Here is a 14924-nt window from a genome sequence, read left to right on the forward strand (position 1 = left end):
CAAAGACCATGAAAAGCCTTGATTTCACTACAAAAATATGATATTTATCACCTTTTATCGAAAAAGCACAAGAAAAAACCACAATCGATACTTAAAGTTCTTCTAGCGTTATTTTTTTATGAATATCAAAATTACATTTGCGCTGTTCCTTTCCTAAGTCAGGTAAACGAGTAAAGCGACACATGCCAAACAGAAGTAAATATTTTTACGCTATAGGTCTCAGCTATAAAAAAGCTGATGCGCGCGTACGTGGTCATTTTAGTTTAAGTGATGATGCAAAACAAAACGTTTTGTCTCAAGCCAAACAAAATGGAGTAGAAAGCCTATTGGCGATTTCTACATGTAACAGAACTGAACTTTACGGTTTTGCAGAACACCCTTTTCAGTTGATTCAGCTATTGTGCGATAACACAAAAGGAACCGTTGAAGAATTCCGAGAGGTTGCCTACGTTCATAAAAACAACGACGCTATAAACCACATGTTTCGTGTAGGTTCTGGTTTAGATAGTCAGATTCTTGGCGATTTTGAAATTATTAGTCAACTTAAATTTGGTGCAAAAGCATCTCGTAAAGTCGGTTTATTAAATTCATTTACGGAGCGTTTAGTGAATTCTGTAATTCAGGCGAGTAAACGCATTAAAAACGAAACGGAATTATCTTCTGGTGCAACATCTGTGTCTTTCGCCTCTGTTCAGTACATTATGAACAATGTTGAGCAAATTTCAAAAAAGAATATTCTACTCTTCGGAACAGGAAAAATAGGCAGAAACACCTGTGAAAACTTAGTAAAACACACTAAGAATCCTCATATTACTTTAATCAACAGAACAAAAACAAAAGCTGAAGAAGTTGCTGGTAAATTCAACCTGATTGTAAAAGATTACGAGAATTTAAAAGGGGAAATTAACGACGCTGACATCGTAATTGTTGCTACAGGAGCTCAAAATCCTACGGTTTACAAATCTTTAATATCTACTGAAAAACCGCTGTTGATTCTAGATTTATCCATTCCTAAGAATGTAAATGAAGATATAAGAGAACTCGATAATATTACACTCGTACATTTAGATGATTTAGCAAAAATCACAGATGATACTTTAGAAAAACGAAAAGCATTTATTCCAAATGCAGAAGCCATTATATCCGAAATTACTTCCGAGTTTAATGCGTGGTTAGACACTTTAAAATTTGTACCAACCATTCAGGCTATAAAACATAAATTGACAGATTTTAAAAATTCTGAATTCAATACACAACGCAAAAAATTGTCCGATTTTAATGAAGATCAAGCCGAATTGATTACCAATAATTTGATTCAGAAAATCACCAATCAATTTGCACACCACCTAAGAGAAGACAGCAGTTCTTCAGACGAAAGCATTGAGCTTATCAAAAAAATATTTCAGTTAGAAACTACCGATAATGTCTAAGATAATTCGCATTGGCACACGCGACAGCCAGCTCGCTATGTGGCAAGCAAAAACCGTTCAATCTCAACTTGAACATTTAGGTCATAAAACCGTCCTTGTTCCTGTAAAATCAACAGGAGATTTAGTGCTCGATAAGCCCTTATACGAAATGGGAATTACAGGAGTTTTCACTAAAACTCTAGATATTGCCATGCTAAATGGTAGTATTGATATTGCAGTGCATTCATTAAAAGATGTACCAACCATTTTACCAAAAGGCATAGTACAAGCCGCAGTTTTAAAACGAGGAAACATTAATGACACCTTAGTTTTTAAGGATAACGAAGAGTTTTTATCCGCTAGAGACGCCGTCATCGCCACAGGAAGTTTAAGACGACGCGCACAATGGCTGAATCGTTACCCAACACATACAATTGTTGGTTTGCGAGGCAACGTCAATTCAAGATTAGAAAAGCTTGAAAACAACGAAGATTGGAATGGAGCCATTTTCGCCGGAGCAGGTTTAGGACGTTTAAATCTTACACCAGAAAATTCAATTAATTTAAGTTGGATGATTCCTGCGCCAGCACAAGGTGCTGTGATGGTTACGGCTTTAGAATCTGATGAGGAGACAAGAGCCATTCTTGCAGAAATTAATGATGAAATAACTCAAATTTGCACCTCTATTGAGCGCGAGTTTTTAAACCGTTTAGAAGGAGGTTGTTCTGCACCAATTGGAGCCATTTGTTATATCAACAAAGAAGAGGAGGTCAATTTTAAAGGTATTCTTTTAAGTACAGATGGCACAAAAAAGATTGAAGTTACTAAAGTGGTTCCTTTTGGAAAACATGATGAACTAGCCGAATTCTGTGCTGATTATGTTATTGGAAAAGGTGGCAAAATATTAATTGATGAATTAACGCAAGGTGATAAAGTCACTAATATTTATTCCACTAGAAAGTTAACCAATGATCAGTTAGCAAAGTTTCATGACGATGTAGTGGCTCAAAGTAATGATGCGGTAAAAATCAACCCTAATCGCCTAACAAAAAGCGTGGTTAGGAATGAAATTGAAAACGTCATTATTACGAGTAAGAATACAGTAGAATCGCTGCTTACCAATTTTTCAGCCGTAGAATTACAATTCAAGAATATTTATTGTGTCGGAAGAAAAACAAAGCGTTTAGTTGAAAAACGCATTGGAAAAGTGAAACATCATGAAAATTATGCTAAAGATTTAGCCGAACACATGGCTGAATTTATGGATGGCACAGAAGTAACGTATTTCCATAGTAATTTACGATTAGATACTATTCCTGAAATATTATCAAAAAACAACATCAAAGTCAACGAAATTGAAGCTTACGAAACTAAGTTTGATTCCGAAAAAGTAGATGGTGATTTAGATGGTGTCATGTTTTACAGTCCATCTACCGTTCAAAGTTTTTTACAGCAGAATAAAGCAAAAGGTATTGCATTTTGTATTGGAGAAACAACAGCTACAGAAGCAAGGAAACATTATAAAGATGTTAGAGTAGCTAAAATTCCGTTGGTGGAGAGTGTTGTGGAATTGGTCAACGCGTTCTATGAGTAGAACTGTTGTCATTCCTGCGTAGGCAGGAATCCAATAAATATAAAGTCTAATTAAATAGATTCCTGCCTTCGCAGGAATGACAGAAACATGATAAAAAACGATTTATTCCTTAGAGCATTAAAAGGCGAAACCGTAGAACGTCCACCAGTTTGGATGATGCGTCAAGCGGGACGTTATTTACCTGAATTCATGGAAATTAAGGCAAAGTACGATTTCTTTACACGCTGCCAAACACCAGAATTAGCGAGTGAAATTACCGTACAACCGATTCGTCGTTATGGTATGGATGCAGCTATTCTGTTTTCGGATATTTTGGTCATTCCTCAAGCGATGAATATTGAGGTGCAGATGAAACCGAATTTTGGGCCTTATTTACCAAATCCAATTCGTAATCAAAAGGATGTCGATAATGTTATTGTTCCTGACGTTAAGGAGAGTTTAAACTATGTTTACGAAGCCATTAAAGCTACGAAAGAAAAACTAAATGACGAGATTCCATTAATTGGTTTTGCAGGTTCACCATGGACAATTTTATGTTATTGTGTGCAAGGTCAAGGGTCTAAAAACTTTGATAAAGCGAAAGAATTTTGTTTCACAAATCCGATTGCTGCTCATGGACTATTACAGAAAATCACCGACACAACCATTGCCTATTTAAAGGAAAAAGTAAAAGCAGGTTGTAATGCTGTGCAAGTTTTCGATTCTTGGGGAGGCATGTTGTCGCCTGTGGATTATCAAGAATTTTCTTGGCAATACATACAACAAATCATTGATGCTTTAAAAGACGATGCACCAGTTATCGCCTTTGGAAAAGGCTGTTGGTTTGCCTTAGATACGATGGCAAAATCTGGGGCTTCAGCTTTAGGTGTTGATTGGACGTGCTCTGCACAAAACGCAAGATACTTATCAGGAGGAAACATTACCTTACAAGGTAATTTTGACCCAACTCGTTTATTTTCACCACCTGCAGAAATCAAAAAAATGGTGACTCAAATGATTAATGATTTTGGTAAGGATAAATACATCGTTAATTTAGGTCATGGCATATTACCAAACATTCCTTTAGAAAATGCTAAAGCATTTATTGATGCTGTAAAAGACTATAAAGCAGAGTAAGTTTAATATCTATTATTGTAACTTAAAGCCTGTTTTAGCGTCTTTTAAGTAATCATCATCAAAAACAATAATATGATCAAGAACATATTAAAAGCTATCCAAGCTTACACTGGTACATTAGCTTTAATTTCAAAATTAAAACTTTGGAAATACTTCGCGATTCCCATCATCATTAGTGTTGTGACGGCATTTCTCATAGGATTATCCGCTTATGGATTATCAGATAATATTGGTCGTTTTATCGCTAAAATTTGGTTTTGGGATTGGGGAAAGGAGACCTTTACCTCTATTTCAATAGTTATTGGAGGTATTATCGTTATTGCTGTTGGTTTAATCCTTTACAAACACATCATCATGGCATTTTCTGCGCCATTTATGAGTCCGGTGTCAGAAAAAATCGAACATCATTTAACAGGAATAAAACCACACAATCACAGAAACACCACGTTTCAAGAACAACTTTGGAGAGGGATAAGAATTAATATTCGGAATTTAGCAAAAGAATTATTGGTTACGATTCCTATTTTACTTTTAAATTTTATCCCATTAATTGGAAATATCGCTTCGTCTGTTATATTATTCTTAGTGCAATCCTACTATGCTGGTTTTGGTAACATGGATTACACTTTAGAACGTCATTATAAATACCGTGAAAGCATCAATTTTGTAGGAAGACATAAAGGCATTGCCATAGGAAATGGCATGGTCTTTATGCTATTTTTATTGATACCTGTAGTCGGTGTAATTTTAGTTTTACCAATGAGTGTAACGGCTGCATCCTTAGGAACGGTAAAGCTATTGCAAGATGAAAACCTTATAGATGGAAACCATTCTACTTTAGAACAGTTTAGTTCCTAATCCTGCAAGGTTTCCAAAACCTTGTAGCTTGTAGGTATCTAATAAAAAATAAAATTAGTAACCTTAGAAAAAGACAATTATTACCTTATATTAAATCGTGGAATAAATGGCGAAACTATATTTCAAGATTAAAATAATATGACCTATTTTCTAGTTTATTTAAGGCTTATACAAAAGCTTATACTAAGAATCCTAAGTTTGTAATCCTGTAAGGTTTCCAAAACCTGACAGGTATATACTAGCAAGCATATTATCAACTAGAATAACAATCATAAACTCAATTATGGAAAAACTAACAATAGGACATCATTTTCACATCTATAATCGAGGCGTTAATAGCGCCAACATTTTTAACAGTGAAGAAAATATGGCATATTTTTTAACTTTAGTAGAAAAGTACCTTTCCGAATCTGTTGATATTCTTAGTTATTGCTTACTTAATAATCATTTTCATTTGATTGTTGAAATAAAAAATAACGATGCCTCACAAGCTTTTTCAAATTTATTTAATGCTTACAGTAAAGCTTTCAATAGACAGAATTCTAGAACAGGCACCTTATTTGAGCGTCCTTTTAAAAGAAAACGTATTGAGGACGAAGACTATCTTAAAAACCTCATTCTATACGTTCATAAAAATCCGGAAAACCACAAAATAACAGCGAATTTTTCTACTTATAAGTTCTCATCATTTCAAAGCTTTTTGTCAGATAATAAAAGCTTAATACATTCAAAAAAAGACTATGTAATTTCGTTGTTCGAAAACTTAGAAAACTTTAATTATATGCATCAAAATACTACTCAAAAAGACCTGTCAGGTTTTGGAAACCTTACAGCAGATTTAGAGGTAAAAGACAAATTCTTCAACTACATACATCAGCTACAAGACAGTATAACCTCAAAACTTGAAGCAGTAGACGGCAAAGCCAAATTTCAAGAAGATGTTTGGGAACGTCCAGAAGGTGGAGGTGGAAGAACACGCGTTATAGAAAATGGTGCTGTTTTTGAAAAAGGAGGTGTCAATATCTCTGGTGTTCACGGCAAATTACCAGACTCTATGCAAAAATACTTTGGTGTAGAAGATGCCGATTTCTTTGCTTGCGGCCTAAGTTTAGTGCTACACCCAACAAATCCAATGGTGCCAACCGTTCATGCGAATTGGCGTTATTTTGAAATGTATGATAAAGACGGCAATATTGTGGACCAATGGTTTGGTGGCGGACAAGATCTAACGCCTTACTACCTGTTTGAAGAGGACGCAAAACACTTCCATCAAACCTGTAAAACGGCTTGCGACAAGCATAACCCAGAATTTTATCCAAAATACAAAGCGCGTTGCGATGAGTATTTCTACAATGCACATAGACACGAAGGTCGTGGGATTGGTGGATTATTCTTTGATTATTGCAAAGCCACAGATGCTATGAGTATGCAGAATTGGTATGATTTTGTCACCGAAGTTGGTGATAGTTTCTTAGAAGCCTACGTCCCGATCGTTGAAAAACGAAAAGGCTTAGACTACAGCAAAGCACAGCGCGATTGGCAAGAAATTAGAAGAGGCCGTTATGTTGAATTTAATCTCGTACATGATAAAGGCACCTTATTCGGATTAAAAACTAATGGACGTATTGAAAGTATCCTAATGAGCTTACCACCACATGTACAGTGGGTGTACGACCACCATCCAGAAGCTGGTAGCGAAGAAGAAAAGTTGATTAAGGTGTTACAAAAGCCTGTAGATTGGGTGTAATTAATTTAAGACCTCGCAGGTTTTTAAAACCTAGCAGATCTATAAGAGTACGATAACCATGAACTGTCATTGCGGAAACAATAAAACCTACCAAGAATGCTGCGAAGTTTTCCATCTTAATAATGGAAAAACCGAAACAGCTGAACAATTGATGCGTTCTAGATATTCTGCTTTTGTCCTTGCCAATGGTGATTATATAATGGCAACGCATCACAAATCTACACGCCCCATAAAAGAGAAAAAAGCCATTCAAAAATGGGCCAAATCGGTACAATGGATTCGATTAGACGTTTTAGAATCATCCAAAGGAATGCAAAACGACACCGAAGGCACCGTAACCTTTAACGCTTACTTTTTTGAAAACGGAAAAGTGGATGTTATCCATGAAAAATCGGCTTTTGTAAAAGAGAATGGGCAATGGTTTTATTTGGGATTGAGTAAATAAAGAACTAAAATGATGAATCATACTTAACCTAGCAGGTTTCAAAAACCTTGCAGGTCTAAAATTATAAAACTATCCTATATCATTTGATTGTTGAATAAAGACATTTTTCATGATAATAATTTTACACCCCTAAAGTCCCCTCAAGGGGACAATTAATAAAAAAATCTTTTAGATTTTTTTATTCGCAACAGTGAGACTGTCCCCTTGAGGGGACTTTAGGGGTGTTTTCAAACCTATTTCCAAACCACAACCTCTTTGGTCACCTCTTTAAACGCATTATATACGTGATATAATCGTGCTTTCAATAATAATTTTCGACCTTCAACACTTCGTGTAAAAAACAGTTTACTCTTTCCTAAATAATTAGTCCAATAGTTTTGAAAAATAAGAGCGTTTTCTTTCTTATCCCCAAACATTTCAGGAACCGGATAGAAATTTTCAACATCAAAACGCTTTCTAAATATGTTTGTTTTTATTATTAGATATCTTGGCGATTCAACAGGTTCTATAAGTTCACTTAAGGCTTTAGCGAATAATGAATTTTCAAGTGCATTGGCACCCACCAAATTACAAACCACATCACCTTTGCCTAATAAATGAGAAGTCACGCTTATGTGCTTTCGGTTTGAAGTGACATAACCCAATTCGTCCAACGTATCGAGAATCGCTAAACCCATTTTACCAATCTTTTTATAGAGGTAACCATGACGTAGATACAGCTTTACTGCCTTATAAAATTTATAACCAAAAGTGCCCACTGCTGCTGCTAAAAAAGCATAGATAAAGTAATAAACACCACGTTGTAAAATGAGGTTAAAACTATGCACTATAAATTCAACATAAAACAGCATCATGGTAAAAAACAATTCCACCACAAAAAACCGAAGTGCGTCAAAATAACAAATTTGCTTTTGCTTTTTAAAAGGTCGTTTTCCCTGATGTAAAACTTTAACTTCCTTGGTTAGTTTAGTGCCTTTTCCGATGGCATTATTCCATTTTTCGGTAATTAAAATCCGATTTGTCGCATGTTTTATGGTGGCTTCGTTTAATGCTTCAATCGATTCCACAGGAATTTCATCAGGAATATTTAAGCGTTCAAAACCATTAGCTATAAACGGAATGGTACTGTTGGTAACGCCAACAAAGGCTTCAAAGCGTCGTTTTAAGGTATCTACTTCTCGTCCACCATCTAAATTTGTTGGATCTACACAAGCCAAGTGCCAAATGTTTCCTGTTTTGTTAGGTGCATTGGCATCTTTTCGGATGGCTCTTCCTCGCATTTGGTTAGACGATACAAACGAGCCAATGAAAGACGCTAGAACCAAGCTGTTGATAGATGGCGCATCCCAACCTTCGCCCAACAAGGATTTCGTGCCGATAAGTACATTAATGTGTCCGGCTTCAAAAAGCTGTGTGATGATGCTAACAATAGAATTTTCAGGTTTCCCTTTGGGGTTGACCAACAAAAACGATGCATCGGTTTGCAATGGTGAAAATGAAAAATTATCCAAAGATTCAATCGTTTCAAACGCTTTTAAAATCGATTGATGAACAATCACAACACTGCCCGAAAGTACCGCTAATACTTCAGGACGAGAACAATAATATCTAACATATTGAAAAATAGGAAGCACGCCAATTTTGTTAATGTCCGCTATGTTTTCATCAGTCGTATTTAAAAATTCCTTCCGAATATAATCGGTAAGAACAACACATCTTAAATCGGATTTTAAACTTTCGCGTTCAGCTTTGACAATACTGACGATGCTTTTAAGTTTACTCGGACTATTAGATAATGATTTATACAACAATTTTTTGCCTATAAAATCGACGGATTTTCGTTCAAAAACATTGAGTCGTCTTAATCGTTTTTCTAAAGTTGCAATGTATTTTTCCTGTTCAATTAAGTGTTCTCTATCGGAAACTAAGATATTCTGAAATAAAATACCCAACCAATACAAATCGAGTTCAGGAAACTGAATCATTTCTTGTTTTTCAAAGCCTAAAACTTCTAATTTTTGATGATCGATTTCAAATCCACAAGCGTACAAAAATATGAGAATGGCAGAAAAATAGTCGGTATTAGAATAGAGTTCGTCTAAATGCCAATTCGGGTTTTTATAAAAACGGTGTTCAATTAAAAAATCGATGAAGGTGTCATCTTTTACTAATTCGTCTTTAAAATCTGAAATATCGCGTCTAAAATCAACAATAAAATTGATTTCTAAATCCTCAGGTTTTGAGAAGTATACAAAGTCTTGATGAGGACTTAAATCGCCTTCACGCACCAAATCTGGTACTGCAATTTCATCATCCACCTCGCCACAGAGCGTAAAATATTTAGACACCTCTGCTCTACTACTATCGTAAGGTGGTGTTGCCGTAAGTGCCACGATATAAAACTCAGAATTCCGTTTTAAATCCATTAAGCAATTCCACCACGCATTTTTTAAATGATGGGCTTCGTCTAAAACTAAAGTTTCAATATTGTGTTTGTTGAAGAATTGGTAATAATCGTTTTTATCTTCAAACGTTTTATAAAAGGCATGTAAAGATTGATAGGTTGAAAAGGTTACATCGCTTGGCGATTTAATATCGAATGAAAAGGCTTCAAAATCACAATTCTCAGTAAAAAAGTTTTGTAATCGGTCTTCCCATTGGTTTCTAATGGTCAATGTTGGAGCTAAAACAAGCGTTTTCTTTCCTAATTTTCTAACAATTTCTAATCCTAGAATCGTTTTTCCAGAACCAGGTGGTGCAATCACATGAAAATGATTGTCTGCAATATGGCTATTAAACTGTTTTAAAAGTTCGGCTTGGTAGCTTCGCCAAGGAAAAATAAATTCTAAATCATCTAGGGATTTGAGCACTCAGAAATGGGTTTAAATCGTTAACTTTGTATTTGATAAAAGTAATCATAATCCTCATACATAAAAACCTGTCAGGTTTTAGATACTGAATTAACTTCAGCACAACACCTAACAAGTCTAAAACACATAATCATGTTTCCATTACGAAGAAATAGAAGACTAAGAACTAACGCGGCTATTAGAAGTTTAGTTAGAGAAAACCACATTACTCCAAATGATTTTTTAGTACCACTTTTTGTGGTTGAAGGTAAAGGCGTAAAAGATGAAATTCCGTCTATGCCCAACTATTTTAGGTACAGTTTAGATTTACTTGAAAATGAAGTCAAAGAATTATGGAGCTTAGGTTTAAAAGCGGTGTTACTCTTTGTAAAAGTTCCGGATAATTTAAAAGATAACAAAGGTACAGAGGCATTAAACTCAGATGGATTGATGCAACGCGCTATTAAAACGGTAAAAAATGCTTGTCCGGATATGATAGTGATGACAGATGTTGCTCTTGACCCTTATTCTTCCGTTGGCCACGATGGTATTGTACAAAACGGGATGATTATTAATGACGAATCGGCCGAAGTGCTCGCAAAAATGGCCTTAACACACGCTCAAGCGGGTTCTGATTTTGTAGCGCCTAGCGATATGAACGATGGAAGAACGTTACAAATGCGTCAATTACTAGAACAAGAAGGCTATAAAAACACTGGTATTATGGCTTATACTGCAAAATACGCATCTTCGTTTTATGGCCCTTTTCGCGATGCTCTTGATTCTGCACCTGTGGATTTAGTTGATGTACCGAAAGACAAAAAAACCTACCAAATGGATTTTGGTAACCGAATTGAAGCGGTTAGAGAAACTTTAATAGATATTGAAGAAGGTGCCGATATTGTGATGGTTAAACCAGGCCTTTCCTACCTAGATATTTTAAGAGACATTAAAAATGAAGTGGATGTGCCTGTGGCCGTATATCAAGTATCTGGTGAATACGCCATGATAAAAGCAGCTGCAGAAAAAGGGTGGTTAAATCATGATCAGGTAATGCTAGAAACTACGATGGCTTTTAAGCGTGCTGGTGCCGATATTATTACCTCTTATTTTGCTAAAGATGTTGTGAAAATTATTAATGGGTAAAAAATTATTCAAGCCTTTAACGTCTTACTATTTACATCAAAAAATCTAAAAATACTTTAAAAATAAGCTAATCAACACTTAATTTTTGATTGACAATCAATCCAATTTTTATATATTTGATTTTGAATCGTTAGAAAAACACTAAAACTGATTTACAATCGAAAAAATGGATAAAATTGACAAGAAAATAATAAAAATGCTTTCTGCAAACGCTCGAGAGTCTTTTGCGAACATCGGAAAGTCGGTAGATTTATCGGCACCTGCCGTTGGGAAACGCGTTAAACAATTAGAGGAAAAAGGATTTATTTTGGGGTATTCACTTCGAATTAACCATGATAAATTAGGCCTCACTACAAGAGCTTATATCAATCTAAAAATTCATCAATCTAGCACTTTAAGAACGGCCTATAATCAAATTAAAACCTTTAAAGAAGTACAACGTTGCGACCGAGTTTCCGGAGAAGACAGTCTGTATATTCTAGCTTATTTTAAAAACAATAAAGGTTTAGTTACAATGTTAGAACGCATTTCACAATATGGTGTGCCTAATACCAGAATCATTTTAGAGAGTTAATGTTTGCTAGACTAATAATTCTATATTATTTATCAGCAAAAGGATTCCCACTGAACTTTACAAACTCTTCATGAGTTAATAACTCTCCTTCAAAAGGCTGTTATACACTATCTTTAATGGTTTCGAGACGATACGTTACCTTTCCTTTAAGTTGAGCAGATAAGCCATATGAACTTAGTATAACGAGTATTAAAAATATGCTCTTCATGGTTTAATTTACAAAATATTTCAACTATTTATTTCTTGTTATAAAATTTAACTTGGTAATAACTAAAAAAATAGCGCACCTAAAATTAGTATTCATTTTGTAACTTTGTGTATCTAAACTCTAAAACATTAATGGGCTTACTCATTTTTTTCGCTGTCATTTCCATCTTCTTTTCATTTTTATGTTCAATTTTAGAAGCTGTTCTTTTAAGTATTACTCCAACTTTTCTTAATCTTAAAAAAAAAGAGGGTAAATCTTATGCTGTTGAATTGGAAGAATTAAAAAAAGATGTTGATCGACCACTTATCGCCATTTTAACCTTAAACACTATTGCGCATACGGTTGGTGCCATCTTAGTTGGTGTACAAGCTAAAGTTGCCTATGTAGAATTATATGGCAGTACAGAACACAGTATTTTAGGCATTAATTTTACGGAAGAATTAATGGTTGGACTCGTGTCTACAATAATGACGATTCTTATCTTAGTTGCTTCAGAAATTATACCTAAAACCATAGGAGCCACCTACTGGAAGCAATTATCTAATTTTACCGCAAAGGCTTTAAACGTTCTAATTTTTCCTTTAAAATGGACAGGTATTTTATGGCTACTTCAATTAACTACAAAACTAATTGGTGGTCAAGGCCATGGAAGTGTTTTAAATAGAGAAAGTTTTGCCGCAATGGCAGAAATAGCGGAAGAAGAAGGTGTTTTTGAAGAAAACGAAAGTAAGGTTATTAAAAACCTACTTAGCTTTAAGGAGGTTCAAGCCAAAGACGTTATGACACCTCGTACAGTAATGAAAACGGAAAACGAAAAAATGACGGTTGAAGCATTTTTTAAAGCCAATTCTAATATTCGATTTTCTAGAGTTCCTGTCTATACAGATGACGCTGATAATATTACTGGTTTAGTTTTAAAAGCGGAAGCATTTAAAGAAATGGCCCTTGGTAATGGTTCTAAATTATTGTCGGAAATTAAACGCAGTATCATTATTGTGAATCGTAATTTACCTATTCCTACTTTATTTGAACAATTATTAGAAAGCCGAAATCACCTCGCCTTAGTCGTCGATGAATACGGAACTGTTAGTGGTTTACTGACAATGGAAGATGTTATTGAAACACTTCTAGGACTCGAAATTATGGACGAAAGTGATAATGTTTCTGATTTACAACTATTAGCACGAAAAAGCTGGGAATCTAGAGCAAAACGTTTAGGAATAATAGAAAATGATAATTTAGAGAAATAAGCCGCATCTTGGAACCGTCCATTCTACAAACCTGTTATATTGAAACACCACTTGGACACGCTAAAATTACAGGTAACGAAAACGGTATTGCTTCAGTTTCAATATTAGATACGCAAAAAGAATTATCAGACAGCATTCCAGAATCGTTGTTAGATTGTGTTATTCAGCTTAAAGCATACTTCAACGACACCCGAAAAACGTTCGACCTAAAACTTAATCCAGAAGGTACAACGTTTCAGAAAAAAGTATGGAAACAGTTAGAAACTATTCCTTTTGGTAAATCCATCTCGTATTTAGACTTATCCAAGCAGTTAGGTGATGCTAAAGCCATACGAGCTGTAGCTAATGCCAACGGAAAAAACCCGCTTTGGATTATTGTTCCTTGCCATAGAGTTATTGGAAGCGATGGCAGTTTAACAGGTTATGCTGGCGGATTATACAGAAAACAATGGCTGCTTAATCATGAAAGTGACTACAAACAACAAATGCTTTTTTAAGATTACTTTTACTATATTTAGTTCCTAAACCCGTCCTATGAAATTTATAAAAACATTATTAAAATGGCTCATCGGCATCATTGCCATGGCTGTTATCGCGGCATATATTTTTGATTTCGATTATATCTTAAAAGGGATTCGCGTGGTATATTTCACTGGTCATAGCTCAGCTTTTATTGATGACCATCCATATTTTGAAAATGATACCATTAAAAAAGGAACACATACTGATGCTTGGCCATTACACAAAAACTATAATACTGTAGAGGCGACGCAAGCCCTAACAGATATTAACACAGAACTTGGTACAGTTGCATATCTTATTATTAAAAATGACAGTATTTTTTATGAAAATTATGCTGAAAATTATAGCAAAGACTCTAAAACCAATTCATTTTCTATGGCTAAAAGTATCACAACGTCGCTACTTGGCAAAGCCATTATGGACGGTTACATTAAAAATTTAGACCAACCTGTAAGTGATTTTTATACCGAATTTAAAGGCGCAAAAACAACCGTTGGAGATTTATCTTCCATGGCTTCTGGATTAGATTGGGTAGAATCTTATACAAGTCCATTTTCAATAACAGCTAGAGCAAATTATGATGACGATTTAGCCGAAACCATATTAAACCAAAAGGTTATAAAAACACCAGGCAATGAGTTTGAATATTTAAGCGGAAGCACACAATTATTGGGAATGGTTATTAAAAAAGCTACAGGAAAACCATTAGCAGATTATCTTTCCGAAAGTTTTTGGCAACCGCTTGGTGCTAAAAGTGATGCCTTGTGGCAATTAGACGATGACGAGAACAAATTAGCAAAAGCTTTTTGTTGTATTTCTAGTAATGCACGCGATTTTGCACGTTTTGGTAAGCTTTACAAAGATCATGGACAATGGCATGGTAAACAAATCTTAGATTCAACGTTTGTGGCCAAAGCAACCACATCTCGATTTAATGGTCAACCTTATGGCTATGGCTTTTGGATTAGTGATTATAATGGGAAACACACCTTTGCTATGCGAGGAATTTTAGGGCAATATGTAATTGTTATCCCTCAAGACAATTTAATGGTCGTGAGATTAGGTCATCACAGAAGTTCTGAGACCATAAATTCTTTTCCTTCCGATTTTTATGTTTATATTGATGAAGCTTATGAGATGATGGGTAAATAAGCTTTAATACCTGACAGGTTTTAAAAACCTGTCAGGTCTAACACATAAACAAAA

General features: G+C 34.9%; 12 protein-coding genes. 11 read left to right on the top strand and 1 reads right to left on the bottom strand.

What is annotated here, in order from left to right:
• Positions 1 to 182: 182 nt before the first annotated feature.
• From hemA to ITJ86_RS03470, 6 genes are all read left to right on the top strand, one after another.
• Complete coding sequence (gene hemA, locus ITJ86_RS03445; protein ID WP_195870219.1) at positions 183 to 1430, top strand: glutamyl-tRNA reductase; 1248 nt, start codon at positions 183 to 185, stop codon at positions 1428 to 1430.
• Entirely contained in the window at positions 1423 to 3003 is a 1581-nt protein-coding gene (hemC, locus tag ITJ86_RS03450; RefSeq protein ID WP_195870220.1) for a hydroxymethylbilane synthase, read from the top strand. The genes hemA and hemC overlap by 8 nt, the downstream gene beginning before the upstream one ends.
• Positions 3004 to 3090: 87 nt before the next feature.
• Positions 3091 to 4119: a uroporphyrinogen decarboxylase gene (hemE, locus tag ITJ86_RS03455; protein ID WP_195870221.1), complete on the top strand. Its 1029-nt coding sequence runs from the start codon at positions 3091 to 3093 to the stop codon at positions 4117 to 4119.
• A 72-nt stretch (positions 4120 to 4191) separates the two neighbouring features.
• A complete protein-coding gene (locus ITJ86_RS03460; protein ID WP_195870222.1) occupies positions 4192 to 4977 on the top strand; it encodes an EI24 domain-containing protein in 786 nt (261 codons plus the stop codon).
• Positions 4978 to 5785: 808 nt separating this feature from the next.
• Positions 5786 to 6724, top strand: a complete 939-nt coding sequence (gene hemF, locus ITJ86_RS17330) for an oxygen-dependent coproporphyrinogen oxidase (RefSeq protein WP_230080224.1) — start codon at positions 5786 to 5788, stop codon at positions 6722 to 6724.
• 58 nt (positions 6725 to 6782) lie between these two features.
• Positions 6783 to 7169 carry a YchJ family protein gene (locus tag ITJ86_RS03470; RefSeq protein ID WP_195870224.1) on the top strand — a complete coding sequence of 129 codons (387 nt, stop codon included), beginning with the start codon at positions 6783 to 6785 and terminating at the stop codon, positions 7167 to 7169.
• A gap of 233 nt (positions 7170 to 7402) precedes the next feature.
• On the opposite strand, the gene ITJ86_RS03475 is transcribed toward ITJ86_RS03470, so the two are convergent.
• Positions 7403 to 10039, bottom strand: a complete 2637-nt coding sequence (locus ITJ86_RS03475; protein ID WP_195870225.1) for a DEAD/DEAH box helicase family protein — start codon at positions 10037 to 10039, stop codon at positions 7403 to 7405.
• Between the two features lie 132 nt (positions 10040 to 10171).
• Here ITJ86_RS03475 and hemB point away from each other — a divergent pair, with 132 nt between their 5' ends.
• The 5 genes from hemB (at position 10172) to ITJ86_RS03500 (ending at position 14870) form a co-directional block, all read left to right on the top strand.
• A complete protein-coding gene (gene hemB / locus ITJ86_RS03480; protein WP_195870226.1) occupies positions 10172 to 11164 on the top strand; it encodes a porphobilinogen synthase in 993 nt (330 codons plus the stop codon).
• A 166-nt stretch (positions 11165 to 11330) separates the two neighbouring features.
• A complete protein-coding gene (locus ITJ86_RS03485) occupies positions 11331 to 11738 on the top strand; it encodes an Lrp/AsnC family transcriptional regulator (RefSeq protein ID WP_195870227.1) in 408 nt (135 codons plus the stop codon).
• Between the two features lie 339 nt (positions 11739 to 12077).
• Positions 12078 to 13196 (top strand): CNNM domain-containing protein, encoded by a 1119-nt coding sequence (locus ITJ86_RS03490; protein WP_195870228.1) that lies wholly within the window; start codon positions 12078 to 12080, stop codon positions 13194 to 13196.
• A gap of 8 nt (positions 13197 to 13204) precedes the next feature.
• Positions 13205 to 13693, top strand: coding sequence for a methylated-DNA--[protein]-cysteine S-methyltransferase (locus tag ITJ86_RS03495; protein ID WP_230080209.1), 489 nt, complete (start codon positions 13205 to 13207; stop codon positions 13691 to 13693).
• A 37-nt stretch (positions 13694 to 13730) separates the two neighbouring features.
• Positions 13731 to 14870, top strand: a complete 1140-nt coding sequence (locus ITJ86_RS03500) for a serine hydrolase domain-containing protein (RefSeq protein ID WP_195870229.1) — start codon at positions 13731 to 13733, stop codon at positions 14868 to 14870.
• Positions 14871 to 14924 lie beyond the last annotated feature (54 nt).

The sequence above is a fragment of the Winogradskyella marina genome, assembly GCF_015645385.1.
Lineage (GTDB): Bacteria > Bacteroidota > Bacteroidia > Flavobacteriales > Flavobacteriaceae > Winogradskyella > Winogradskyella marina.

Bases quoted from the DNA above. Each gene is read 5' to 3' on its own strand.
- ITJ86_RS03470 (WP_195870224.1), top strand. From the start codon at position 6,783: ATGAACTGTCATTGCGGAAACAATAAAACCTACCAAGAATGCTGCGAA.
- ITJ86_RS03500 (WP_195870229.1), top strand. From the start codon at position 13,731: ATGAAATTTATAAAAACATTATTAAAATGGCTCATCGGCATCATTGCC.
- ITJ86_RS03460 (WP_195870222.1), top strand. From the start codon at position 4,192: ATGATCAAGAACATATTAAAAGCTATCCAAGCTTACACTGGTACATTA.
- hemB (WP_195870226.1), top strand. From the start codon at position 10,172: ATGTTTCCATTACGAAGAAATAGAAGACTAAGAACTAACGCGGCTATT.
- hemE (WP_195870221.1), top strand. From the start codon at position 3,091: ATGATAAAAAACGATTTATTCCTTAGAGCATTAAAAGGCGAAACCGTA.
- hemC (WP_195870220.1), top strand. From the start codon at position 1,423: ATGTCTAAGATAATTCGCATTGGCACACGCGACAGCCAGCTCGCTATG.
- ITJ86_RS03490 (WP_195870228.1), top strand. From the start codon at position 12,078: ATGGGCTTACTCATTTTTTTCGCTGTCATTTCCATCTTCTTTTCATTT.
- ITJ86_RS03485 (WP_195870227.1), top strand. From the start codon at position 11,331: ATGGATAAAATTGACAAGAAAATAATAAAAATGCTTTCTGCAAACGCT.
- hemA (WP_195870219.1), top strand. From the start codon at position 183: ATGCCAAACAGAAGTAAATATTTTTACGCTATAGGTCTCAGCTATAAA.